We start from the raw sequence: 24,925 nt of genomic DNA, 5'->3' as shown, positions 1-24,925 counted from the left end.
CCTTGAGGGAGAGGGCTAGGGTGAGGGGGGGAACAGATCGCAAAGAGTGGCTTGAAATAGTTCGATTTTCCAAACATGATCCCCCCATGAAAATTGAAACTGCACTCCCCACACACTTCGAACGTCTGGTCGCGATCTGGGAATCCTCCGTCCGCGCCACCCATCACTTTTTGCAGGAAAGTGATATTGCGGCGCTGCGCCCGTTATTGCTTAATGCCTATCTTCCTAACCTCAAGGTCGTGATTGCTCGCGATGACGCAGGCGTTATTCACGGCTTTTTAGGCGTGGATGAAAACCGCATTGAAATGCTGTTTGTTGATGATGTGAGCCGGGGGAAGGGCGTCGGGAAATTGCTGCTGCAACACGCTATTGCAGAGTTCGGCGCGAACGAAGTGGACGTGAATGAGCAGAACCCGCAGGGCGTCGCGTTTTATCGCCATATGGGGTTTGAGCAGGTCGGACACTCGGAACTGGACGGGCAGGGGAATCCGTTTCCGTTGTTGCATATGCGGTTGGGTGGGCAGGCTTAACGCCCTCTCCCTGTGGAGAGGGAGTCTGCAAACTAGTTACTGGTAATTTGCCCGATGATTACGCCACGCACTTTTTCGCCATCGAAGTAATAAGAGACGGTATTACTTTGAACAAACCCATCCTGGACTGGCGTCTCCTGATAAAAAAGCACCGCTTTCTTTTTAGCGATCTCTTTCTTGCCGAACAATTCGACTAAACTCCCGTGAGTTGCATTGAATAATGGAACGTTAGCGACTGAGACTCTGACTGGTTCTGTGGTTTTCGTACACTCTTCATGGCTGCCATCTTTGGCTATGGCTAGCGCAGTTAACAATCCTGCACCCATTTCGTTATCAGAAATGAACCAATAGTTCGTGCCATCGTCGTCATGAAGGCAGACCCAACGAGCGGAGTTGTCTTTGTTAACTGATGTGCTGGAGATATCTGTCAGATGAGTAACCTCCATTTGCACGGTTTTCTTACCAATGGTGATGGTCGGTGAAAGGGGTACTGTTGTAGAAATTTCCGTCAGCGATCCGTCTTCATCGTAATACTGGGTCGCGAAGCCGGTCATTTCAGTTGCTGAGACGTGCGAACTTACTGAAACGAGTAGTGGCAATAAATAAAATAAACGCTTCATTTGGCAACCAATACCGTATCGTTGCTTTTCCAGATACTCCTCCTGGCACTCAGAGGAGCAATGATGCAGCCCTCTGAAGAATCGTCAGGGTGCAAACTGCTTTTACCATTTGTTGTGATTTTTCCGGAGAACTTATCTATTGGTTGTTCTATAGAGTGCATAAACTCAATCACCTCTATTGAACCTTCGCGATCTTTTACATCGACAGATCCTTTACTCCTCCGGCCTGAATTATCCTCAAGCCATAAGTAAACTGATATAGCCATCTCAATCTCCTTTTACAGACTGAGTGAAACTACTCTTCATTAATCGTTTAAATTGTGACTGACATTTCAAAACATGAACGCTAAAAAACGTTGGCTGGTTAAAAAGAAAGTTATCGTTGTGAGATATGAGTGGCTTGAATTGATGTTAAAAAATTATAAGGTTGATTTATGGCTGCTCTTACATCGCAAGAACAATGATAACTAGAAAATAGCATTAAATATTGAAATGATGAATATGATTAAATACTGAGCCAGCACCGGCATTAGCGCTTAGCCTGCTTATCCCATTTTAATAAGCCGACAATATCTTTCTCACCTTCGGCTTCTTTCAGCAGGCGCTGCTTTTTTTCAAACTCAATGTATTCTGAGCACGCCTTTTCATCAGCCGCTTTCTTGCTGATTTTGCCTGCTCCTTCTAAAACGTCCCGGTCGTTAAATTGCAGGAACTGATCGAGTTTGGTTTGCCAGTCTCGTAAAAATACCTGCTTGCGGCGTTTGGCCTGATCTTCAGCAAAATCGAGCCACATATTCACGACGCGATTAAGCTCGCTCACCTCATCCTGAGAAAGATAATTTTTTGCGGTGGTGACATCGCTTTTACGGACTTCTTCGCCTTTATAGCTGGTCAGCCCCATATGCGGCTGAGTGGCGTCTGCACGTTGGTGAATCAGCTCAGCAGCGGTGTGGCCCGTGCAGGCAAAATGCAGTTTATTCTGGATGGTCTGGAAGAATTGCGCGGTTTCTTTGAGTGACGGCTGATAATCAGCGGCTAATGCGAAAATCTCCCTCACGCGGAGATAGACCCGGCGTTCGCTGGCTCGTATATCGCGAATGCGTTCCAGCATTTCATCGAAATAGTCAGGTACGGCGGATGATCCCACTGGCGGATTTTTCAGGCGCTCGTCGTCCATAACGAAGCCTTTAACCAGATATTCCTGCAACGTTTGGGTGGCCCACTGGCGGAACTGTGTCCCTCGAGCGGAGCGGACGCGATAGCCGATGGCGAGAATGACGGGCAGGCTATAGTGAAGCGTGTTGCGATTGACCTTTCGCTGACCTTCTTGTTGAACTTGTAAGTAAGCCTTACAAGTTGCTTTTTGTTCAAGCTCACCTTCTTCGTAAATTGCTTTAATATGCTGAGTAATGGCTTGAGGAGTGACCTGATAAAGAGCCGCAATGGCTGCTTGCGACAGCCAGAGCGTTTCATGTTCAAAGCGACATGTGATGCGAACAGTTCCATCATCACTGGCAAACATAACAAATTCGCCTGCTGGAGATTGGATTACGTCTTGATCTGCCATGTCGCCTCCCTCTTTCGAGTGATTAACCTTACCAGTGTGTAGTATGCCAGAAACAGTCGCTATACCAGGTGGTTTGTATGTGATTTTGCGAGGCGCTTTCCAGGACGCGGAGTTTGGATCGCTGCAAGCGCGTCCTCTATTTCAATGAGCTTTGCTTTCGTCCGTTTATAATCATCCTGCAACCTCTGCTCCTGCTCGTTATACGCCACCAGAACGATGCATCCCTTCATGACTTTTATTGTGACCTGCTGCCCGGTATCAAAACCTGCCGCGCGTAGCCATTTGCCGGAAAGGATGATTTTCGGCGTGGATTTGTCAAAAACATTCGGGCGGTATCCCACAATTACCGAACGCTCGGTTCCGGATTGGTCGGTGTCTGGGGTAGAATGCGAATCAGCCATAATCAACTCCTTGATAGTTGGTGAGGTTAGACGCTCCGGTTGTGTTCCCGCACACCGGGGCGTTGCAAGTACAGGAGGCTTAGGTGGCCTCCTATATGTGCCAGAGTAGATGGATAGGTGGCCTCATGTCAATCATATCGCGCGAAAAAAAACCAAAAGGCGGCGGGCAGTCTCCGCAGTTTAAGATGCGAATTGATCCGGCATTGAAGGAGCAGTTGGATGCTGTGGCAGCTGAGGAAGGGGTGAGTCTCGCCAGCTGGTTGAAGGAACTGGCGAGGGAGGCGTTACGATTAAGGAAAATTGAACCTAAGGGTTAACATGATGAATAAGGGATTCAGCCATGCCTAAAGAAATGGATCGATATGGTACCGTTAAAGTAATATCTGGAAAATTTAAAGGACGTATTGGTTATTACGATGATGATGATTCTCTTTTTCCAGAAAACTATGAATGGAATGAAGAAGATGATGATGATGAAACAATAGAAGGTATAATCCATGTCGCTATCGTATATTTTGGTCATTTTTCTCTAGCGACTGAGCATCATGGAATCTCTTATGATGATTTAGAATATGCATCAATGCACGATTTAGTAAATCGTAAAGCTGAACTTACTAAACTGTGCTCCCCATACAATAAAATATCATATAAGAAATTGTGTAGTTATTTTTCAGAATTACATTACATTGAAACTACTCTTCTGGATCAAATTGTGGAGCAGCGCTATATGAATAAACCTAACGGGGCAAAAGTTTTCATCTCTCATTCATCATTGGATAAACCGTTTGCAAAGATGTTATGTATGGACCTTGAAGCAAATGGGTATGCTCCTTGGTTGGATGAATGGGACATAAAAGTAGGGGAAAGTATTCCCGAACGAATTTCAGACGGACTAGAAGAAGCTGATTTTGTAATTGTTATTCTTTCTGAAAATGCGGTTTCATCAAAATGGGTAGAAAGAGAATGGCAAACAAAATATTGGAATGAAATTCAACATAATCGTATTCATGTGCTTCCTTTACTTTTGAAAGATTGCAAAATACCTGAATTGTTAAAAACAAAAAAATACGCAGATTTCAGAAATGATTTTAATAGTGGATTAAGGGACTTATTGGCAGCACTAGAAAGTTTGTATAAAAAGAAATGAATTTTGGCGGAAGATCACAGGAGTCGAACCTGCCCGGGAACGCTGGCGTCCCCAACTGGATTTGAAGTCCAGCCACCTCACCGGAGATGACGATCTTCCGCGCCTGCATTGCTACATGGAGGCGGGGCGCATTATAGCTACTTTCAGGCATTTACCACATACCCTCACACACTTTTTTCACCTCTCTTTTGACCTGTACCCCCCTGTTTCAGTTAATTCCTAAGAAAATCCTCATGTTAGCCCTTCGTGCTTCCAACATTTACCGCGATCACAAAAAACAAGAAACGTAATCTGCTAACCAGAAAACGCAATACCCGCATCTGAAACAATGGTTTAAAACCAATGCAACCGGTCTCAGCGCCCCCTACAGCGTGAAGGATAAAAAAGATGAGCGAAGTATTGTCAGTAAAAGAGAAGATTGGCTACGGCATGGGAGACGCCGCCAGCCACATCATTTTTGATAACGTCATGTTGTACATGATGTTTTTCTACACCGATATTTTCGGCATTCCCGCCGGGTTTGTCGGCACCATGTTCCTGCTGGCGCGCGCGCTGGATGCGATCTCCGACCCGTGCATGGGGCTGATTGCCGACCGCACCCGCAGCCGCTGGGGCAAGTTCCGTCCCTGGATTTTGTTTGGTGCTATCCCGTTCGGCATTGTCTGCGTGCTGGCCTACACCACGCCGGACCTCAGCCTCAACGGCAAAATGGTTTATGCCGCCATCACTTACACCCTGCTGACCCTGCTCTATACCGTGGTCAATATCCCCTACTGCGCGCTGGGCGGCGTGATCACCAACGACCCGACGCAGCGTATCTCCCTCCAGTCCTGGCGCTTTGTGCTGGCGACGGCGGGCGGCATGCTTTCTACGGTGCTGATGATGCCGCTGGTAAACCTGATTGGCGGCGACGATAAGGCGTTCGGCTTCCAGGGCGGGATCGCCGTGCTGTCGGTGGTCGCGTTCCTGATGCTGGCGTTCTGCTTCTTTACCACCAAAGAGCGCATCCAGGTGCCGCCGAGCACCACCTCCATGCGGGAAGACCTGCGCGACATCTGGCACAACGACCAGTGGCGCATCGTTGGCGTGCTGACCATCCTCAACATTCTCGCCGTCTGCGTGCGCGGCGGTGCGATGATGTACTACTGCACCTGGATCATGGGCTCGCCGGAGGTGTTCGTCGCGTTCCTCACCACCTACTGCGTCGGCAACCTGATTGGCTCCGCGCTGGCAAAACCGCTCACCGACTGGAAATGCAAGGTCAGTATCTTCTGGTGGACTAACGCCGCGCTGGCGGTGGTCAGCGTGGCGATGTTCTTCGTCCCGATGCATGCCACCGTGCTGATGTTCGCCTTTATCTTCGTCATCGGCGTGCTGCATCAGCTGGTGACGCCGATTCAGTGGGTAATGATGTCCGATACCGTCGATTACGGCGAGTGGACCAACGGCAAGCGTCTGACCGGCATCAGCTTCGCGGGCACGCTGTTCGTGCTGAAGCTTGGCCTGGCGCTGGGCGGGGCGATGATCGGCTGGATGCTGGCAGGCGGGGGCTACGATGCGGCAGCCAAAACCCAGAACAGCGCGACCATCAGCATCATTATCGGCCTGTTTACCCTGGCCCCGGCGGTCTGCTACGTGCTGAGCGCCATCATCGCCAAACGCTACTACACGCTGAAAACCCCCTTCCTGACCAAAATCATGGGCGAGCTGGCGCAGGGCGCGCGCCGCAATCAGCAGGAATTTGAAAACCTGCCGGTCAGCAAAGAATTACAGAACTAAGAGGACGAGAGCATGAAAATCAGTGATGGAAACTGGCTCATTCAACCGGGCCTGAACGTGACGTATCCGGTTCAGGTGTTCGACGTGGAGCAGCAGGGTAATGACCTGGTGGTGTACGTGGCGCCGCGTGACGTGCGCGAGCGCACCTGGCAGCTCGACACATTGATGTTCACGGTGCGCCTGTTTGCTCCGCAGGAAGGGATTGTCGGGGTGCGAATTGAGCATTTCCAGGGCGCGCTCAATAACGGCCCGCACTATCCGCTGAACGTTCTGAAAGACGTGAAGGTTGAGATTGAAAACAACGCGGATTTTGCCGAGCTGAAAAGCGGCAGCGTTAGCGTGCGCGTCACCAAAGGCGAGTTCTGGGCGCTGGATTTCCTGCGTAACGGCCAGCGGATTACCGGCAGCCAGCTGAAAAACAACGGCTACGTGCAGGATACCAACACTGACCGCAATTACGTTTTCGAACGTCTGGATCTGGGCGTGGGGGAAACGGTCTACGGCCTGGGCGAGCGCTTTACCGCCCTGGTACGCAACGGTCAGACGGTCGAAACCTGGAACCGCGACGGCGGCACCAGCACCGAGCAGTCCTATAAAAATATTCCGTTCTACCTGACCAACCGCGGCTACGGCGTGCTGGTGAATCACCCGGAAAACGTCTCGTTTGAAGTCGGCTCCGAGAAGGTCTCCAAAGTGCAGTTCAGCGTCGAAGGGGAATATCTGGAGTACTTCGTGATCGACGGCCCGACGCCGAAAGCGGTGCTGAACCGCTATACGCAGTTTACCGGGCGTCCGGCGCTGCCGCCTGCGTGGTCGTTCGGCCTGTGGCTGACCACGTCGTTCACCACCAACTACGACGAGGCCACGGTAAACAGCTTTATCGACGGCATGGCCGAGCGCGACCTGCCGCTGCACGTCTTCCACTTCGACTGCTTCTGGATGAAAGCCTTCCAGTGGTGCGATTTTGAGTGGGATCCGGTGACCTTCCCGGACCCTGAGGGGATGATCCGCCGCCTGAAGGAGAAAGGGTTGAAGGTCTGCGTGTGGATCAACCCGTACATCGGCCAGAAATCCCCGATCTTCCGGGAGCTGAAAGAGAAGGGCTACCTGCTCAAGTGCCCGGACGGCTCCCTGTGGCAGTGGGACAAATGGCAGCCGGGCCTGGCGATTTATGACTTCACCAATCCGGAAGCATGCCGGTGGTATGCCGACAAGCTGAAGGGTCTGGTGGACATTGGCGTCGACTGCTTTAAGACCGACTTCGGCGAGCGTATCCCGACCGACGTGCAGTGGTTCGACGGGTCCGATCCGCAGAAGATGCACAACCACTTCGCCTACATCTATAACGAGCTGGTGTGGAACGTGCTGAAAGAGACGGTGGGAGAAGAAGAGTCGGTGCTGTTTGCCCGTTCTGCCTCCGTCGGGGCGCAGCAGTTCCCGGTACACTGGGGCGGCGACTGCTACGCCAACTACGAGTCGATGGCCGAAAGCCTGCGCGGGGGGCTGTCGATTGGTCTGTCCGGCTTCGGGTTCTGGAGCCACGATATCGGCGGGTTCGAAAATACCGCGCCGGCGCACGTCTACAAGCGCTGGTGCGCGTTCGGGCTGTTCTCCAGCCACAGCCGCCTGCACGGCAGCAAATCCTACCGCGTGCCGTGGGCGTACGATGACGAGTCCTGCGACGTGGTGCGCCATTTCACCCAGCTGAAGTGTCAGCTAATGCCGTATCTGTATCGGCAGGCGGCGCAGGCCCGCGAGTTCGGCACGCCGATGCTGCGGGCGATGATGCTGGAGTTCCCGAGCGACCCGGCATGCGATTACCTCGACCGTCAGTACATGCTGGGGGATTCGCTGATGGTGGCGCCGGTGTTCTCCGAGGCGGGCGACGTGCAGTTCTACCTGCCGGAGGGCCGCTGGACGCACCTGTGGCACAACGACGAAATCCAGGGCAGCCGCTGGCATAAACAGCAGCATGATTTCATGAGCCTGCCGGTCTACGTGCGCGACAACACCCTGCTGGCGCTGGGCAACAACAACCAGAAGCCGGACTACGCGTGGAACGAGGGGACGGCCTTCCAGCTGTTTAACCTGGACGATGGCGCAACGGCGGTGAGCGAAGTGCCTGCGGCGGACGGCTCCGTGGCGTTTACGCTGAAGGCGTCACGTCGGGGCGACATCGTGACCATTACCGGCGCGGGAGACGCGCAAAACTGGTCGGTGTGCTTGCGCAACATGTTGAAGATAAGTGGTGTGAAAGGCGGCTCGCACGCAGGCAGCGAGTGGGGCGTGGTGGTGAAAGCAGAGGGGAATGAGGTAGTGGTTCACTTCTGAGCCGCAAAAATGCCCGGTGGCGCTTCGCTTACCAGGCCTACGGTAATTATGCGGTCTGGTGCCCTCACCCTGGCCCTCTCCCACAGGGAGAGGGAACAAATATCAAAAACGGCAACTGGGTTGCCGTTTTGCATTTACCTTACGCCACCCGGCTTGTTTATTGCACAGGTGTTGAAACCACGCCATCCGTTATCGTCTGCTGTACCTGCTGTTTATCCATATTCACCGCGTTCAGCTTGCCGTTCACCGTCGGCTTCAGTGGTGCGCTGGCCTGCACGCTGCCGCTGGCGGTGAGCTGAATATTGCCGTCGCCCGTAATCGGCAGTGCAGGCCAGCCCCATTGTTGCAGTACGTTAAGCGGTACGCCGCGCCCGTTCAGGCTCACCGTAGTCTGCCGCTGCGGGAGCTGGGAAACCGTCGCCGTTGCTTCCAGAATACCTTTCTCGGTAAACGCGCTCAGGTCGGTAATGTTCACCGTGGCGGCGTTGGCATTCAGCGCCAGCGACGGACGGCGCACGTCCACGCGGTTAAAGGTCGCCGCCGCGCCGTTCAGGGTTGCGCTACCACCCCAGATACCCCACTGGCGATCTTTCACCAGCTGCAGGTTTGCGCCATAGCCGTCCAGAGAGGTGATCTGCCACGGGAAGGCGGGATCGATGTCGATCACCAGGTTGCGGCTCAGGCCGAATTTTTGCAGCGTGACGCTGTTCAGCCATTCCGGCAGAGGCTCCATCCACAGCGTTTTCCAGTTCTGCGGCAGGGTGTATTCCAGCCCGGCGATGGCGACATCGTCCAGCACCAGCGCTTTACCGTCGCGCAGCCAGTTACCGGAGGTGCGCACCATGCCGCCTTCCCAGCGGGAAGTGAACTGGCGCAGCGCCATGCCCTGCGGGGAAAACTCCGCATTCAGGATCGGGTCGAACAGATGCAGCGAGCCGTAGATAAATTCGCTGGCGTTCATGGACAGGCGACCTTCCTGGCTTTGCCAGTCGCCTTTGCTGAGAGTCAGGTTGCGCAGGCTTAAATCGAGATCGGTCACCGCCCAGTCCGGGCCCTGAAGCCGGGCGTCGGTCACATCCAGACGGCCAATCTGCAGAGAGGGAATGGTGGCCAGCGGCGCGAAGAACGCCATCAGCGTTTTATCGCTCTGCAGGCGGATCTCGTTCAGACGCATCGTGTCGATAATCCAGCTCCCGTCGGCGTTGCGCAGGGCGGAGCCGGTGAGTGAGCCACGGGCCATGTCGGCGCCAATCGTTTTCAGCACCACTTCCTTGCCGTTAAGCTGGCCTTCGATCAGCACGTTGGTGGCCGGTACGCCGTTCAGGGTCAGCGAGCCTGCGCTCATCTGAATCTGCGCGTTATTACCCAGCACGTTGCCCGCTTCCGGCTGCCATGGGCTGACGCCGCCCGTGACCTTCTGCGCGCTGAGATCCCATTCGGTATTCGGGCTGTTAAACGCCATGTTGTTCAGCTGCAGGCGATCCGCCTGGAAAGGCAGCGGTGCGGTCTGTGGCGAGAGATTCAGCGTGCCGTCGAACAGGGTGATGGTGTCCATATGCAGCGGATCGGTTATCTGGCGGCTGCTCAGGCCGATATCGACTTTTTTGGCAACCAGCGTGGCGGGTTTACCGTCCCGACCGAAGGTGACGTTTTCCAGAATGATGTGGGAAGGTGACGAAAAGCGGTGATTCATCTTGTCGAAACTGAGTTCGTAGTCGGTATTCACCGTCACCCAGCTGCTGACCTGAGACGCGCCCCAGCGAGTCTGGAGCAGAATGTAGAGCGCCAGCATCACAATGAGCAGGGCTACCAGAAGATAGATGAGGAGCTTTCCAATAAATTTCATGGTCTTCCATCCCGCAAAACGCACATAAGGGAGTTATGCACGATTTATGCGCAATCCTCAAGGCGGGAATGGTGTAATTAGATGTCACGGCAGGCATTGACTGCCTGCCGTGAAGAGGATCAGTTCTTTTCAGGCGGGAAAACGAGGTTCAGAACGATAGCGGTGATACCGCCCGCGGCAATGCCGGAAGAGAGCAGGTTTTTCACCCAGTCAGGTGCAAACTGCAGGATCAGCGGCTGCTGGGAAACACCCAGACCGACGGCCAGCGACAGCGCGATAATCATGATCGCGCGGCGGTTCAGCGGCTCGCGGGAGACGATACGCACACCGGAGGCCGCGATAGTCCCGAACATCACCAGTGTTGCGCCGCCCAGCACCGGCTCAGGGATGTGCTGCACAAAGCCGCTCACCGCCGGGAACAGACCGAGGACGATCAGCATCAGCGCCACCACAAAACCGACGTAGCGGCTGGCGACGCCGGTCAGCTGGATCACGCCGTTGTTCTGACCGAAGCAGGAGTTCGGGAAGGTGTTGAATACCGCAGAGACAAACGAGTTCAGGCCGTTCGCCAGCACGCCGCCTTTCAGGCGCTTCATGTACAGCGGGCCGGACACTGGCTGCTCGGAGACGTCGGAGGTGGCGGTGATATCACCGATGGTCTCCAGAGAGGTGATCATAAAGACCAGCATCAGCGGCAGGAGCAGACCCCAGTCAATGCCCAGACCGTAGTACAGCGGCGTAGGGACAGTGATCAGCGCGCTGTTGGTCGGCGCGGTGCTCTCAGGCAGCATGCCCAGCGCCCACGCCAGCAGATAACCCGCCGCCATCGCGATCACCAGTGAGGCGACGCGCAGGTAAGGGTTACGCTGACGGTTAAGCAGAATAATGATCGCCAGTACCACGCCCGCCAGCAGCAGGTTTTTCGGCGCGCCGAAGGTGTGGTCGCTCATGGCGGCATATCCGCCGCCGATGGAGGTGAGGCCCACCTGGATCAGCGACAGGCCGATAATCATTACGACGACGCCGGAAACCAGCGGGGTGATGACGCGACGAGCCAGATGCAGAACGCGGGAGATCACCATCTCCGTACAGCTGGCCAGCATCAGCGTGCCGAACAGCGCCGCCATCATGGTCGGAACATCCGCACCGCCGGTTTTCAGCGCCGTACCGCCCATGATCAGTGGCGCCACGAAGTTAAAGCTGGTGCCCTGAATCGACAACAATCCCGACCCCACCGGACCCCACGCTTTAATTTGAATGATCGAGGCCACACCAGAGGCGAAAAGAGACATGCTGATGATGTGCTGCGTGTCCTGCGCCGGTAAACCGAGCGCCTGGCAGATCAGCAGCGCCGGGGTGATCACCGCAACAAACATCGCCAGAAGATGCTGGCAGGCGGCGAAAAGCGTTTGCGGCAGCGGCGGGCGGTCTTCAAGGCGGTAAATTAGTTCGCTATTTTGCTTCTGCGCAATCGGTTGCGCATCAGGCGACTCTATGGTGTTAACGGACATCGGCGGCAATCCCACGGTGGAAAAGCGGGCATTTTATCTGACCACCTGGTAAAAGCAAACGATTGCCAGCAAAAAAAGGGAATAAAATCTGCCGCTGCGAGCAGGTTTTCTACACCCCATCGGGAAAAAAAATTACACTTTTCGCGCCGGGGCTCATGACGAGCGCAAACCGGCCCAGGATAACGCCGCGTGTGTATGGAACACGCGCAAAACAGGAGCCTTCTATGATTCATCTCGATACGTTGTCGACACTTGTTGCCGCAACGCTGGTCCTACTGCTTGGCCGTAAGCTGGTACATAGCGTTTCCCTTCTGAAGAAATACACCATTCCTGAACCTGTCGCCGGTGGCCTGCTGGTGGCGCTGGCCCTGCTGATACTGAAAAAAAGCATGGGCTGGGAAATTGATTTTGATATGTCCCTGAAAGACCCGCTGATGCTGGCCTTCTTTGCCACTATCGGCCTGAACGCCAATCTGGCGAGCCTGCGAGCGGGCGGTAAAGTGCTCGGCGTGTTCCTGATTGTGGTGGTGGGGCTGCTGCTGATGCAAAACGCTATTGGCATCGGGATGGCGACGCTGCTGGGGCTGGATCCGCTGATGGGGCTGCTGGCGGGGTCAATTACCCTTTCGGGCGGTCACGGTACCGGCGCGGCGTGGAGCAAGCTGTTTATCGAGCGCTATGGCTTTGAAAACGCAACGGAAGTAGCGATGGCCTGTGCGACCTTTGGTCTGGTGCTGGGTGGCCTGATTGGCGGTCCGGTGGCGCGGTATCTGGTTAAGCACTCCACCACGCCGAACGGCAGGCCTGACGATGAGCTGGTGCCGACGGCATTCGAAAAGCCGGACGTTGGGCGTAGTATTACCTCGCTGGTGCTGATTGAAACCATCGCGATGATCGCCATCTGCCTGACCGTGGGTAAAGTGGTTGCGCAATGGCTGGCGGGCTCAGCGTTTGAACTCCCGACCTTTGTCTGCGTGCTGTTTATTGGGGTGATCCTGAGCAACGGTCTGGCGCTAATGGGCTTCTACCGCGTGTTTGAACGGGCGGTATCGGTGCTCGGCAACGTCTGCCTGTCGCTGTTCCTGGCGATGGCGCTGATGAGCCTCAAGCTGTGGGAACTGGCCTCGCTGGCGCTGCCGATGGTGGCGATACTGGCGGTGCAGGCGCTGTTTATGGCGCTGTACGCCATCTTTGTCACCTGGCGCATGATGGGGAAAAACTACGATGCGGCGGTTCTGGCGGCGGGTCACTGCGGGTTTGGCCTTGGGGCTACCCCAACGGCTATCGCCAACATGCAGGCGATCACTGAACGATTCGGACCATCACACATGGCGTTTCTGGTGGTCCCGATGGTCGGGGCGTTCTTTATTGATATCGTCAACGCGCTGGTGATTAAGCTGTACCTGATGCTGCCGATGTTTGCCTGAGATCAGGCGTTGGAGTAGCGTTCGGTTTCCGGCATCCAGCGCTCAATTAACGCTGCCGCCTGTTCGGGGTAGCGTTCATGAATATGGCGGGCCAGGCGCTGAACTTCGGGGATCATAGCCTGATCGCGCAGCAAATCCGCCACTTTGAATTCGGCGTTCCCCGTCTGACGCGTGCCCAGCAGTTCACCCGGGCCGCGGATCTCCAGGTCTTTTTGCGCAATCACAAAACCGTCGTTGCTGTCGCGCAGCACCTGCAGACGCATCTGGGCGGTTTTTGAGAGCGGGGCTTTGTAGAGCAGTACGCAGTGGGACGCTACCGCGCCACGGCCAACGCGCCCGCGTAGCTGGTGGAGCTGGGCAAGGCCGAGACGTTCCGGGTTTTCGATGATCATCAGGCTGGAATTCGGAACGTCCACGCCGACTTCGATCACCGTGGTGGCGATCAGCAGATGCAAATCACCCTGTTTGAACGACTGCATCACCGCCTGTTTTTCGGCGGGCTTCATGCGTCCGTGAACCAGACCCACGTTCAGCTCCGGCAGCGCCAGCTTAAGCTCTTCCCACGTTGCTTCGGCAGCCTGCGCTTCCAGCAGTTCAGACTCTTCGATCAGCGTACAGACCCAGTAGGCCTGACGCCCTTCGTGCGTACAGGCGTTGCGTACGCGGTCGATGATATCGCTGCGGCGCGTGTCAGGAATGGCGACCGTTGTGACCGGCGTACGGCCCGGCGGCAGTTCGTCGATGGTGGAGGTATCCAGATCGGCGTAGGCGGTCATCGCCAGGGTGCGGGGGATCGGCGTGGCGGTCATGATCAGCTGATGCGGATGGAAGCCCTGCTGCAGCCCTTTTTCCCACAGCGCCAGACGCTGATGCACACCGAAGCGGTGCTGCTCGTCGATAATCACCAGCGCAAGACCGTTAAACTGCACCTGCTCCTGGAAGATGGCGTGCGTGCCGACAATCATCTGCACCTGCCCGCTGGCAATAGCCTCCTGTTGCGCAAGGCGTGCTTTGCCTTTTTGCTTCCCGGCAAGCCAGCCCACTTCAATCCCCAGCGGTGCGAACCAGGCGCGGAAATTGTTGGCGTGCTGTTCAGCCAGCAGCTCGGTCGGCGCCATTAGCGCGACCTGTTTACCGTGGGCAATCGCGCGCAGGGCCGCCAGGGCGGCAACCAGCGTTTTACCGGAGCCCACGTCGCCCTGCACCAGGCGCATCATCGGCACGTCGAGCGCCATGTCGCGTTCTATCTCTGCGGTGACGCGCGCCTGTGCACCGGTGGGTTTAAACGGCAGCGAGGCCAGCAGCTTATCTTTGAGCTCATCACGCGGGCTTAAGGGCTGGGCGTGGAAACGCTGCGCGCCCGCGCGAAGCGCCAGCATGCTCAGGTTATGGGCCAGTAATTCCTCAAGGATAAGACGCCGTTGGGCGGGGTGTTTGCCGCTTTCCAAATCGCTAAGCTGCAGCGTTGGCGGCGGGCGGTGCAGGGTACGCAGCGCTTCGGGCAGGCTCATCATGCCTTGAGCCAGCTCGGGTGGCAGCAGCTCGGTAATGGCGCAGGTATCCAGCAGCTCCAGCGCCTGGTCAGTGAGCTTACGCAGCGTCGCCTGCTTGATGCCTTCCGTCGTCGGGTAAACCGGGGTGAGCGTCTCCTGCAGTTCCGGCGTGCTGAGATCGCCCTGCACGCGGTACTCCGGGTGGATCATCTCTGCGCCGTATTTCCCGCGTTTGGCTTCGCCATAGGCCAGCACTCTGCGGCCCGTTGCCAGGCTGTTTTTCATCGCCGCGCTGAAGTTGAAAAAACGCATCGTGAGAATACCGGTGCCGTCGCTGATCTGACAGGTCATCATCCGGCGTCCGCCGAAGGTGATGTTGCAGTTCAGGACTTCGCCTTCAACGGTGGCGTAAATGGCGGGAAGGAGATCGCTAATCTTATAGAGCTGAGTGCGGTCTTCGTAACGCAGGGGGAGGTGAAGCAGGAGATCCTGCACGGTGTGCAGGCCAATTTTTGCCAGCTTATTGCTTTGCGCCGCGCCCACGCCCGTCAGGCTGTTGAGCGGGATGGCATCCAGCAGGCGGCCTTTCATCGCTTACCCGGCGTACTGCATGGTGGCCCACCACTCGGCATCGGCTTCAATTTCGCCCTGCGCGTTGACGTGGGGGTAAGGCAATTTTTTCTGCTTCGCAACGCGAGCCAGCACCGGATAACCACCTTCAAACAGCAGGCGCTGCTGTTCATCTTCCGGCAGCATGCTGTTGCTGCGCTCATACATCCCGGCGTTTTGACGCTGACGCTGCGCTTCATACAGAATGAGCGCGGACGCCACGGAGACGTTGAGAGACTGGACCATGCCGATCATCGGAATGATGATGTCCCTATCCGCCAGATCCAGTGCTTCCCGGGAGATCCCGGTTTTCTCCTGACCCATCAAAATGCAGGTCGGACGGGTGTAGTCGATCTCGCGGAAATCTACGGCTTTAGCGGACAGGTTAGTGGCAAGGATCTGCATCCCACGCCCTTTCAGGTGCGATACGGCTTCGCCAATGGTGTGATGATTTTTGACAGACACCCAGCTGTTGCTGCCTGCCGCCGCCGAGACCGTATTTCGCATACGGCCATCCGGCCAGACGGCGTGCACTTCATGCACACCGACGGCGTCTGCGGTCCGGACGATGGCAGAAACGTTATGAGGTTTATGCACCTGCTCCATGCAGACCGTCAGGTCAGGCTGACGCCTGGCGAGCATTTCGCAGATACGTGCATAACGTTGTGAATTCATAAACCTAGTTTCGGTTTCGGGTGACTTTAATCACGTCCGGCATGACGCGGATCTTGCGCATAATATTCGCCAGATGCACGCGGTCGCGGGCGGTCAGACGAATAAAGGCGCTATACACGCGGCCATCTTTCTCTTCCGTATTCAGACTCTGAATGTTGGACGAGGCCGTGTTGATCGCTGCCGTCAGGTTCGCCAGGGCACCCTGGTGGTTGAACATATCCACCTTAATTTCGGTGATAAATTCCTGCGCGGTCTCTTTATCCCACTCGACCGCCATAAACTTCTCGGCTTCTTTCTGGTAGCCGCGGATGTTACGACAGGATTCGTGGTGAATAACCAGCCCTTTACCCGGGCTGACGTGCGCAATAATCGGGTCGCCAGGAATTGGACGACAGCATTTTGCGAAGGTGATCAGCACCCCGTCCGCGCCTTTAATCGGCAGGTGTCCGTGGCTTTGCGTGGTTGCCGGCACCGCTGTCGTGTCGCCTTGCTGCAGATTCTTCGCCACCACCACGCTCATGGCGTTGCCGAGGCCAATCTCTGCCAGCAGGTCATCAAGCGACGCGAGCTTCATGCGCTCCAGCTCACGCTGGACGTTCTCCTGCGGAATTTCAGCCAGCTTACGGCTGCCGCCCAACGCGTGGTTGAGCAGACGACGCCCCAGGCTGACGGAATCATCACGCTTGAGGTTTTTCAGCAACTGGCGAATTTTGGCGCGCGCTTTGGAGCTCACGACAAAGTTCAGCCAGGCCGCGTTCGGACGTGCGCCCGGCGCGGTAATAATTTCTACCGTCTGGCCGCTGGAGAGCGGCTGAGACAGCGGATAAGGCTGTCTGTCGACACGCGCGCCGACGCAAGCATGCCCGATATCGGTATGCACGGCGTAAGCGAAGTCGACCGGTGTTGCGCCCGCAGGCAGTTCGACAATGCGACCTTCTGGGGTGAAAACGTAAATCTCATCCGGGAAGAGATCGGATTTCACGCTTTCGATAAATTCGAACGAGCTACCCGCACTCTGCTGAAGCTCCAGCAGGCTTTGCATCCAGCGCTGGGCGCGGATTTGTGCGGTTGTGCTGCTTTCACCACCGTGCTCTTTATACGCCCAGTGTGCGGCAACACCCATCTCTGCCATCTGGTCCATGTCTTCGGTGCGGATCTGCACCTCAACAGGCACGCCGTGTGGCCCGATCATCGAGGTGTGCAAAGATTGATAGCCGTTCGCTTTTGGAATGGCGATGTAATCTTTCATGCGCCCCGGACGCGGTTTGTAGAGGCTGTGCATCTGCCCCAGCACGCGATAACAGGTGTCTGAGTCATGAACAATGACGCGGAAGGCGTAGATATCCATGATCGAGTGAAAACGCTGCTCTTTGAGCACCATTTTGCAGTAGATGGAGTACAAATGTTTCTCGCGACCGCTGACGCGGCACGGGATTCCCGCTTCCTGTAAGCGCCCTTCGATTTCAGAGAGGATTTTTTGAATCATCTCTTTACGGTTACCGCGTGCGGCTTTCACCACCTCTTTAATCACGCGATAGCGGTTCGGGTACAACGCTTCAAAACCCAGCTCTTCCAGCTCAGTTTTAATGTGATGAATACCTAAACGGTGCGCCAGCGGGCTGTAGATTTCGAGGGTTTCACGGGCAATGCGGCGACGTTTATCCGGGCGAAGTGAGCCCAGCGTGCGCATGTTGTGGGTACGGTCAGCGAGTTTGATGAGAATGACGCGGATATCCTGCACCATCGCCATAATCATCTTGCGGAAGTTTTCGGCTTGCGCCTCTTTCTTGTCGCGGAAATTCAGCTTATCAAGCTTAGAGACCCCTTCCACTAGTTCGGCAACGCTTTTGCCAAACAGCTGTTCCATGTCCTGATAAGTAGCAGGGGTATCTTCGATCACGTCGTGCAGCAGAGCGGCCATGAGCGTTTCGTAGTCGAGTTTCATCTCGGCCAGAATACAGGCCACCGCTACCGGGTGCGTGATATAGGGTTCACCGCTTGAACGTGTCTGGCCCTCGTGAGCGTCACGTGCAACGAGATACGCCTGCTGAAGACGCTTAATCTGGTCTTCAGGCAGGTAGGTTTGAATCAGTTGATTCAGGCTTTCAAACAGATACAAGGGCGACCCGCAGGTTTAATTAACGACGACCTTCAGCAATAGCGGTTACGGCCTGCAGTTCTGCGGCTTCCTGCTCTTGCTGCTCCTGGCGCTCACGCACGTCGAGGATCTGGTTGTTGATCAGACCTTCTTCGATTTCGCGAAGTGCAATAACGGTGGTTTTATCGTTTTCTTCCGGTACCAGCGGATCTTTACCGCCTACCTGCATCTGACGAGCGCGACGCGCGGCGACCAGCACCAGGTCAAAACGGTTACCAATTTTCTCTACAGCGTCCTGAACAGTTACGCGTGCCATACTTAAAATGCTCCACAGGTGAAGAAATGACTGGGCATGATACTGAAAGTGGGTTCAGTCTGCCAACAGTTTGGTGATTAATGCGTCATGTCGCTGCTTCTGGCGGCTCATACGCAGGCGTTCTGCACGAAGAATGGTTTTGAGATCGCTCAGCGCGGCATCAAAATCATCATTCACAATAAGGTAATCATATTCCGCGTAATGGCTCATTTCTGCAACAGCCTGTTCCATACGCTTTGCGATCACTTCTTCGCTGTCCTGGCCGCGGCCACGCAGGCGGCGATCCAGCTCATCTTTCGATGGCGGTAAAATAAAGATACTGCGCGAGTCAGGCATTTTCTTACGAATTTGCTGTGCGCCCTGCCAGTCGATATCCAGGAACACATTCACGCCCGTGGCCAGAACCTGCTCAATGGTTTCACGCGAGGTACCGTAGTAATTACCGAATACTTCAGCGTGTTCAAGAAACGCGTCTCTGCCGATCATCGCTCTGAACTCATCGTGATCCACAAAGAAATAGTGTTCGCCGTGCACTTCACCTGGACGCGGCGCTCGCGTGGTGTGAGAAACAGAAACCTGAGTGTCATACAACGGTTGGGTTTTTAACAGTGCCTGAATAAGGCTGGATTTACCCGCGCCACTAGGGGCAGAAACAATATAAAGCGTGCCTTGAGCCATGAGAGTCTTTTGTATGTGTTAACGAAGAAGTCCTACATACGGGCTTATTATACACGTCACCGCCGTGTGACGTAGCCTTTGTCACACTTTTTCCCCTCGATTATTGAATTTTGCGTGCCGTTTTCAGGTTTTATCTGGGGTTTTCAGCAACCAAAAGAAATACCGGATAGCGTCTCGCATTGTGAAACGTTGGCGTTAGCGTTGTTTCAGGCATCCGGGTATACCTCCTGCAATGCAAAGGAGGGGTAGCGATGTGGCGATGGATAAGCGGGTTAATGCTGTTGTGGTGTGGCTATGGCGCGGCGGTGTGTCCGGTGTGGTCGCAGGCAAAAGCAGAGAAAGAGATGGCGTCGTTAAGCGCACAAATCAAACGCTGGGATGAGGCTTACTGGAAGCAGGGCGTGAGCGAGATCAACGACGAGGTTTACGACCAGCTTCACGGGCGGTTAACGCAGTGGCAGCGCTGTTTTGGCAGTGAGCCTTCAGAAGAGAAACTCCCCGCGCTGGCGGGGAGCGTAAAACATCCTGTTGCCCATACGGGCGTACATAAAGTGGCCAGCAAAGAGGAACTTAGACAGTGGATGCGTGCCCGACAGCATCTGTGGCTGCAACCCAAAGTTGACGGTGTGGCGGTGACGCTGGTCTATCGTGACGGAAAGTTAGCCCAGGCCATCAGTCGCGGTGATGGCCTGCAAGGGGAAGACTGGACCGAGAAGGTGCGTTTAATCCCGTCTGTTCCGCAAAATCTCACCGGCGCGCTGGTGAATAGCGTCTTACAGGGCGAGCTTTACTGGTTACGCGACAACCACATTCAGCAGCAGATGGGCGGAATGAACGCTCGCGCAAAGGTGGCGGGTGCGATGATGCGGCAAAAGGATAACTCGCTATTGAGCAAGATCGGCGTGTTCATCTGGGCCTGGCCGGACGGACCGAGAGATATGCAGACCTCTTTAGCTGAACTGTCTCAGGCCGGTTTTACGCTGTCGGCACGGTATACGCTCCCCGCTGAATCTGTTGATGCCGTCGAGAAACAGCGCGCGGCCTGGCACGTGACCGCATTACCCTTTGCCACGGATGGCATTGTGGTGCGTTCGGAGGATGAACCCGCGGGCGAAAGCTGGTTACCCGGAGAAGGCAACTGGGTCGTCGCGTGGAAATATCCTCCCGCAGCACAGGTCGCTGAGGTGAGTGATATTCATTTTTCCGTGGGGAAAACGGGCAAAATTTCCGTTGTAGCAGCGCTGGAGCCCGTGCAACTGGATGATAAACAGGTGCAGCGGGTGAGTCTGGGCTCGGTTGGGCGCTGGCAGAGGCTGGATATTGCTCCGGGGGATCAGATTCAGATCAGCCTGGCCGGGCAGGGTATCCCCCGGTTTGATAAGGTGCTCTGGCGCGGGACGGACAGACATAAACCAGAGCCTCCGGCCTCGCATTATCATGCTCTTAGCTGTTTCTATGCTTCGCCGGAGTGTATGGAGCAGTTCTTTGCCCGGCTGACGTGGCTCAGTTCAAAGCAGGTATTCGATATTGAAGGGTTAGGCGAGTCAGGCTGGCGGACCCTCTGGCAGGCGCATCATTTTGAACATCTCTTTTCATGGCTGTTATTAACTCAGGCGCAGCTGCAGGCTACTCCGGGGGTTTCCTCAGCACGCGGGCTGGCACTCTGGCACCGATTTGATCTGGTGCGCGAGAAGCCGTTTATCCGCTGGCTCATGGCATTAGGTGTTCCATTGACACAGGCTTCGCTGAAGGCGATGGGAGACATATCGTGGCAGAAGATGAGCGGGCGTAACGCAAAGGACTGGCAGACCCTGCCGGGAACGGGAGAGGAGAAAGCGCGACAAATCGTTAACTGGATGCACGCGCCTCAGATTGATGTGCTGACGAAATGGCTCGCTGAACAGCACATCAATGGGTTCTGAAGCTAGTGTGCGCTGTGTTTGTAATGAAAAACGGGCAGCCCGAGCTTCAGACGCAGCGCCAGCATGCGGGCCGTAAAGCCAAACAGCAGCGTCGAGATGACCACCACATCATGGTTCGAAACGTAATGCTGAAGGGCGATGTAAAGCACCGCTGCGGCGAAGGAGATACCGGCATACAGCTCTTTTTGAAAGACCAGGGGGATGCGTTTGCAGAACATATCGCGCAGCACACCACCGAATACGCCCGTGACCACGGCAGCAATGGTGGCGATAGCGGGCCCTTCCCCCATATCGAGCGCGATTTGCGCACCGATGATCGAAAAGACGATCAGCCCCAGCGCATCAAGCACCAGGAACAGGCGGCGAAGATGGGGCATAACGGGCGCCACTATGGTGGTTAACACGGCAGCTGTCGCCACGATAATCACGTACTCAGGGTGTTTAACCCAGCCGAGCGGGTAATGGCCAAGCAGAATATCGCGCACGGAACCACCGCCCAGTGCGGTCGCTGTAGCAATAATGATTACGCCGAAAGTGTCCATACGGCGACGTCCGGCGGCAAGTGCGCCGGTCATGGCTTCTGCGGTGATGCCAATGAAATAAAGGATGTGAAGCAGCATATACCCTCCGGTGTGAACGCGGGGAGGTTAGCGATTTGTGCGTAAGATCACGATTGAGATTTTCTAAGGCGAGTCAGTTTGCCCTATAAAATTTTATCACGTTATGCTGAGCAGGCTTGATGAAAGGCGGTAAGAAGTGAAAATTGGCGTTGAGATGGATTAGAAATAATAATGGGTGGTGCAGTCGACACCACCCTAAAGGCATTACTCGATATTCTGGATCTGCTCGCGCATCTGCTCAATCAGCACTTTCAACTCAATCGCTGAATTCGTCACTTCTGCATTGATCGACTTAGACGCCAGGGTGTTCGACTCGCGGTTGAACTCCTGCATCATAAAGTCCAGACGGCGGCCCACAGCTTCTTTCTTCTTCAGAATGTTGTAGGTTTCTTTAACATGCGCTTCCAGACGGTCCAGCTCTTCAGCCACGTCAATGCGCTGCGCCATCAGCACCAGCTCTTGTTCCAGACGGGTGTTTTCCAGCTGAACTTCCGCTTCTTCCAGTTTGGCGACCAGGCGCTCGCGCTGCCATTGCAGCACTTCTGGCATATGGGTGCGGACTTTGGCTACTTCGGTACTCACGCCTTCAAGACGCTGCTCAATCATCGCTTTCAGCGCCTGGCCTTCGGTTTCACGGGCAACGATAAAGTCGTCCAGCGTGCCGTCGAGGGCTGCCAGAATTTCAGCGGCAATGGCATCCAGATCCTGCTCACCGGCGGCCATGACGCCAGGCCAGCGCAGAATATCAACCGGGTTGATTTCGCCTTCATCGCTCTGCATTTTGACCCAGTTCGCCGCATTCACGAGCTGTTTCGCCAGTTTTTCATTGAGGATGAGTTCGCCCTGTGCGCTGGCATCAGGCTCAAAACGCAGGTTACATTCCACTTTCCCGCGCGTCAGACGCGTACGGATACGTTCACGTACGACAGGCTCAAGGCTGCGGAACTGCTCCGGCATACGGAAATACGTTTCCAGGTAACGCTGGTTTACCGAGCGCATTTCCCATGTAGCGCTACCCCAGCTACCCTTGATTTCACGCCGGGCGTAGGCGGTCATACTGCGGATCATAGACATTCCCGTTTTTAAAGGAGAGATGGGGGGATTATAGCTTTCGGGGGCTTCTCAGGATAGGAATAAGCGTCCTTTATCCGTATAATGCGCAGCCACATTCGTTTCAAGCCGGAGAATCCATCATGCGTCCATCAGGTCGTAGCGCCAATCAGGTGCGTCCCGTCACCCTGACCCGTAACTATACAAAACACGCAGAAGGCTCCGTGCTGGTTGAGTTTGGTGACACTAAAGTTCTGTGCACCGCCTCCATTGAAGAAGGCGTTCCGCGCTTCCTGAAAGGTCAGGGCCAGGGCTGGATCACTGCCGAATACGGCATGCTTCCGCGCGCGACCCACACCCGTAATGCTCGCGAAGCAGCAAAAGGGAAACAGGGTGGCCGTACCATGGAAATCCAGCGTCTGATCGCGCGTGCGCTGCGCGCTGCCGTTGACCTGAAAATCCTTGGCGAATTCACCATCACGCTGGACTGCGACGTGATTCAGGCAGACGGCGGTACGCGTACGGCGTCGATTACCGGTGCCTGCGTGGCGCTGGCGGATGCCCTGAATAAGCTGGTTGCGGCCGGTAAGCTGAAAACCAACCCAATGAAAGGCATGGTTGCGGCGGTTTCTGTCGGTATCGTTAACGGCGAAGCGCTTTGCGATCTGGAATACGTTGAAGATTCCGCCGCCGAGACCGACATGAACGTGGTGATGACCGAAGACGGTCGCATCATTGAGGTGCAGGGCACGGCAGAAGGCGAGCCGTTCACCCACGAAGAGCTTCTCTCCCTGCTGGCGTTGGCCCGAGGGGGAATCGAATCCATTGTAACGACGCAGAAAGCGGCGTTAGAAAATTGATTTTAAAGGCGACCAATGAGTCGCCTTTTTTTTGCCTGTAAGACAGAAAAACCAAAGGAGCAAATCCATGAAATCGTATCAGCGCCAGTTTATTGAGTTTGCGCTTAACAAGCAGGTACTTAAGTTTGGCGAATTTACGCTGAAATCCGGGCGTAAGAGTCCCTATTTCTTCAACGCCGGGCTGTTTAATACCGGGCGCGATCTGGCATTGTTAGGCCGTTTCTATGCCGAAGCGCTGGTAGATTCCGGGACTGATTTTGACCTGCTGTTTGGCCCGGCCTATAAAGGCATTCCGATTGCGACCACCACCGCGGTTGCGCTGGCGGAACACCATGACCGCGACGTGCCGTACTGCTTTAACCGTAAAGAGGCCAAAACCCACGGTGAAGGCGGGAATCTGGTCGGCAGCCCGCTGCAGGGCCGCGTCATGCTGGTCGACGATGTGATCACCGCGGGTACGGCGATCCGCGAATCGATGGAGATTATTCAGGCCAACGGTGCGACGCTTGCTGGCGTGCTGATTTCTCTGGATCGTCAGGAGCGTGGTCGCGGTGAAATTTCCGCTATTCAGGAAGTCGAACGCGATTACAGCTGCACAGTGACGTCGATTATCACCCTGAAAGAGCTGATTGCGTATCTGGAAGAGAAGCCTGAGATGGCGGATCATCTGGCGGCGGTACGTGCGTACCGGGAAGAGTTCGGGGTGTAATTAAATTGCCTGGAGGCGCTACGCTTACCTGGCCTACGCATTTCGTAGGCCGGATAAGGCGAAGCCGCCATCCGGCAACGGTGTTACTGCAACTGAGCAGCGACTAACGGCCAGCGGGCGTCAAAATCGTCCGTTGGACAGTATTTGAACTCGCTACGCACAAAGCGGGAGAGCATCCCTTCACAAAACGCCAGAATCTGGCTCGCCAGCAGCGTTTCATCAATGCTATAACCTTCGCCTTCACGCATTTTCTTTTCGCGCAGTACCTGGCGCAGCTGCGCTTCAATACGTTCGAAAAGCTGGTTAATGCGGCCCTGCAGTCTGTCCTGTTCAAACATCAGCGCGTGGCCGGTGAGGATACGGGTTAAGCCCGGATTGCGTTCACCGAAGCCCAGGATTAACAGCACAATCAGACGCAGACGCGCGGTGGTGTCTTTTTCGTCTTTCAGAATCAGGTTGATGCGCGTGATCAGGCTGTCTTCAATAAACTCGATCAGGCTGTCGAACATCCGGGTCTTGCTCGGAAAATGACGGTACAGCGCCGCCTCAGACACGCCTACAGAGGCGGCCAGTTTAGCGGTGGTGATGCGTTGACTGCCATCGCTGGATTCAAGCATCAGAGCCAGAGATTGAAGTATTTCTTCGCGACGATTCCTTTTCGCAGTTTGTTTTTCTGCCATGTTACAAAATACCCCTGAAAATAAGCACTTGCCAGGCTGGCATCCACACAGCGACC

At 55.3% G+C, this 24,925-nt stretch carries 23 protein-coding genes and 1 tRNA gene; 9 read left to right on the top strand and 15 right to left on the bottom strand.

Going from position 1 to position 24,925, the window contains the following annotated elements; all coding sequences use genetic code 11:
• The first annotated feature begins 86 nt into the window (after positions 1 to 86).
• Complete coding sequence (locus FU672_RS15130) at positions 87 to 530, top strand: GNAT family N-acetyltransferase (protein WP_148243838.1); 444 nt, start codon at positions 87 to 89, stop codon at positions 528 to 530.
• A gap of 32 nt (positions 531 to 562) precedes the next feature.
• Here the strand turns inward: FU672_RS15130 and FU672_RS15125 are convergent, their stop codons facing one another.
• From FU672_RS15125 to FU672_RS15110, 4 genes are all read right to left on the bottom strand, one after another.
• On the bottom strand, positions 563 to 1,150 hold the full coding sequence (locus tag FU672_RS15125; RefSeq protein WP_262349018.1) for a hypothetical protein: 588 nt from the start codon (positions 1,148 to 1,150) through the stop codon (positions 563 to 565).
• Positions 1,147 to 1,416 carry an Hcp family type VI secretion system effector gene (locus tag FU672_RS25125; protein ID WP_148243837.1) on the bottom strand — a complete coding sequence of 90 codons (270 nt, stop codon included), beginning with the start codon at positions 1,414 to 1,416 and terminating at the stop codon, positions 1,147 to 1,149. Before FU672_RS25125 ends, FU672_RS15125 begins: the two co-directional genes overlap by 4 nt.
• A 263-nt stretch (positions 1,417 to 1,679) precedes the next feature.
• Positions 1,680 to 2,717: a virulence RhuM family protein gene (locus tag FU672_RS15115; protein ID WP_148243836.1), complete on the bottom strand. Its 1,038-nt coding sequence runs from the start codon at positions 2,715 to 2,717 to the stop codon at positions 1,680 to 1,682.
• Between the two features lie 59 nt (positions 2,718 to 2,776).
• Positions 2,777 to 3,118 (bottom strand): SymE family type I addiction module toxin, encoded by a 342-nt coding sequence (locus tag FU672_RS15110; RefSeq protein WP_148243835.1) that lies wholly within the window; start codon positions 3,116 to 3,118, stop codon positions 2,777 to 2,779.
• Between the two features lie 125 nt (positions 3,119 to 3,243).
• Between FU672_RS15110 and FU672_RS15105 the strand changes: the two genes are divergently transcribed.
• Both FU672_RS15105 and FU672_RS15100 read left to right on the top strand, forming a co-directional pair.
• Positions 3,244 to 3,435, top strand: coding sequence for a toxin-antitoxin system HicB family antitoxin (locus FU672_RS15105; protein WP_032649915.1), 192 nt, complete (start codon positions 3,244 to 3,246; stop codon positions 3,433 to 3,435).
• Between the two features lie 23 nt (positions 3,436 to 3,458).
• Positions 3,459 to 4,265 (top strand): toll/interleukin-1 receptor domain-containing protein, encoded by an 807-nt coding sequence (locus FU672_RS15100; protein ID WP_148243834.1) that lies wholly within the window; start codon positions 3,459 to 3,461, stop codon positions 4,263 to 4,265.
• Between the two features lie 4 nt (positions 4,266 to 4,269).
• On the opposite strand, the gene FU672_RS15095 is transcribed toward FU672_RS15100, so the two are convergent.
• Positions 4,270 to 4,364 (bottom strand) — tRNA-Sec (locus FU672_RS15095).
• 288 nt (positions 4,365 to 4,652) lie between these two features.
• Between FU672_RS15095 and FU672_RS15090 the strand changes: the two genes are divergently transcribed.
• Complete coding sequence (locus FU672_RS15090) at positions 4,653 to 6,044, top strand: glycoside-pentoside-hexuronide family transporter (protein ID WP_089598287.1); 1,392 nt, start codon at positions 4,653 to 4,655, stop codon at positions 6,042 to 6,044.
• Between the two features lie 12 nt (positions 6,045 to 6,056).
• Entirely contained in the window at positions 6,057 to 8,375 is a 2,319-nt protein-coding gene (gene yicI, locus FU672_RS15085; protein WP_148243833.1) for an alpha-xylosidase, read from the top strand.
• A gap of 157 nt (positions 8,376 to 8,532) precedes the next feature.
• On the opposite strand, the gene FU672_RS15080 is transcribed toward yicI, so the two are convergent.
• Together FU672_RS15080 and xanP are read right to left on the bottom strand one after the other, a co-directional pair.
• Positions 8,533 to 10,221, bottom strand: a complete 1,689-nt coding sequence (locus FU672_RS15080) for an AsmA family protein (RefSeq protein WP_148243832.1) — start codon at positions 10,219 to 10,221, stop codon at positions 8,533 to 8,535.
• A gap of 119 nt (positions 10,222 to 10,340) precedes the next feature.
• Positions 10,341 to 11,732 carry a xanthine/proton symporter XanP gene (xanP, locus tag FU672_RS15075; protein WP_148243831.1) on the bottom strand — a complete coding sequence of 464 codons (1,392 nt, stop codon included), beginning with the start codon at positions 11,730 to 11,732 and terminating at the stop codon, positions 10,341 to 10,343.
• Between the two features lie 224 nt (positions 11,733 to 11,956).
• On the opposite strand from xanP, the gene gltS reads away from it, so the two are divergent.
• Entirely contained in the window at positions 11,957 to 13,159 is a 1,203-nt protein-coding gene (gene gltS, locus FU672_RS15070; protein ID WP_148243830.1) for a sodium/glutamate symporter, read from the top strand.
• Between the two features lie 2 nt (positions 13,160 to 13,161).
• Here gltS and recG read toward each other — a convergent pair whose 3' ends face one another.
• From recG to gmk, 5 genes are read right to left on the bottom strand one after another with little or no spacing between them, the layout of a single operon-like run.
• Positions 13,162 to 15,243 carry an ATP-dependent DNA helicase RecG gene (recG, locus tag FU672_RS15065; protein ID WP_148243829.1) on the bottom strand — a complete coding sequence of 694 codons (2,082 nt, stop codon included), beginning with the start codon at positions 15,241 to 15,243 and terminating at the stop codon, positions 13,162 to 13,164.
• 3 nt (positions 15,244 to 15,246) lie between these two features.
• Positions 15,247 to 15,936, bottom strand: a complete 690-nt coding sequence (gene trmH, locus FU672_RS15060) for a tRNA (guanosine(18)-2'-O)-methyltransferase TrmH (protein ID WP_045354723.1) — start codon at positions 15,934 to 15,936, stop codon at positions 15,247 to 15,249.
• A gap of 4 nt (positions 15,937 to 15,940) precedes the next feature.
• A complete protein-coding gene (gene spoT, locus FU672_RS15055; RefSeq protein WP_023309883.1) occupies positions 15,941 to 18,055 on the bottom strand; it encodes a bifunctional GTP diphosphokinase/guanosine-3',5'-bis pyrophosphate 3'-pyrophosphohydrolase in 2,115 nt (704 codons plus the stop codon).
• A 19-nt stretch (positions 18,056 to 18,074) separates the two neighbouring features.
• On the bottom strand, positions 18,075 to 18,350 hold the full coding sequence (gene rpoZ / locus FU672_RS15050) for a DNA-directed RNA polymerase subunit omega (RefSeq protein ID WP_000135058.1): 276 nt from the start codon (positions 18,348 to 18,350) through the stop codon (positions 18,075 to 18,077).
• Positions 18,351 to 18,404: 54 nt separating this feature from the next.
• On the bottom strand, positions 18,405 to 19,028 hold the full coding sequence (gene gmk, locus FU672_RS15045; protein ID WP_010426438.1) for a guanylate kinase: 624 nt from the start codon (positions 19,026 to 19,028) through the stop codon (positions 18,405 to 18,407).
• A 251-nt stretch (positions 19,029 to 19,279) separates the two neighbouring features.
• Here gmk and ligB point away from each other — a divergent pair, with 251 nt between their 5' ends.
• Positions 19,280 to 20,950: an NAD-dependent DNA ligase LigB gene (gene ligB, locus FU672_RS15040; protein ID WP_148243828.1), complete on the top strand. Its 1,671-nt coding sequence runs from the start codon at positions 19,280 to 19,282 to the stop codon at positions 20,948 to 20,950.
• A 2-nt stretch (positions 20,951 to 20,952) separates the two neighbouring features.
• Here the strand turns inward: ligB and FU672_RS15035 are convergent, their stop codons facing one another.
• Both FU672_RS15035 and FU672_RS15030 read right to left on the bottom strand, forming a co-directional pair.
• A complete protein-coding gene (locus tag FU672_RS15035) occupies positions 20,953 to 21,570 on the bottom strand; it encodes a trimeric intracellular cation channel family protein (protein WP_148243827.1) in 618 nt (205 codons plus the stop codon).
• Positions 21,571 to 21,774: 204 nt separating this feature from the next.
• The gene (locus FU672_RS15030) at positions 21,775 to 22,638 is read right to left on the bottom strand and encodes a YicC/YloC family endoribonuclease (protein ID WP_023309886.1); all 864 of its coding nucleotides are present in this window, start codon (positions 22,636 to 22,638) and stop codon (positions 21,775 to 21,777) included.
• Between the two features lie 125 nt (positions 22,639 to 22,763).
• Here FU672_RS15030 and rph point away from each other — a divergent pair, with 125 nt between their 5' ends.
• Together rph and pyrE are read left to right on the top strand one after the other, a co-directional pair.
• The gene (gene rph / locus FU672_RS15025; protein ID WP_010426431.1) at positions 22,764 to 23,480 is read left to right on the top strand and encodes a ribonuclease PH; all 717 of its coding nucleotides are present in this window, start codon (positions 22,764 to 22,766) and stop codon (positions 23,478 to 23,480) included.
• 67 nt (positions 23,481 to 23,547) lie between these two features.
• Positions 23,548 to 24,189: an orotate phosphoribosyltransferase gene (pyrE, locus tag FU672_RS15020; protein WP_148243826.1), complete on the top strand. Its 642-nt coding sequence runs from the start codon at positions 23,548 to 23,550 to the stop codon at positions 24,187 to 24,189.
• Positions 24,190 to 24,272: 83 nt separating this feature from the next.
• Here the strand turns inward: pyrE and slmA are convergent, their stop codons facing one another.
• Positions 24,273 to 24,869, bottom strand: coding sequence for a nucleoid occlusion factor SlmA (slmA, locus tag FU672_RS15010; protein WP_024906630.1), 597 nt, complete (start codon positions 24,867 to 24,869; stop codon positions 24,273 to 24,275).
• Between the last annotated feature and the right edge of the window lie 56 nt (positions 24,870 to 24,925).

This window comes from Enterobacter asburiae, assembly GCF_008080435.1.
GTDB classification, from domain to species: domain Bacteria; phylum Pseudomonadota; class Gammaproteobacteria; order Enterobacterales; family Enterobacteriaceae; genus Enterobacter; species Enterobacter asburiae_C.
The sequence above is the reverse complement of the archived record's forward strand: the minus strand, read 5'-3'. Positions and strand labels throughout refer to the sequence as shown.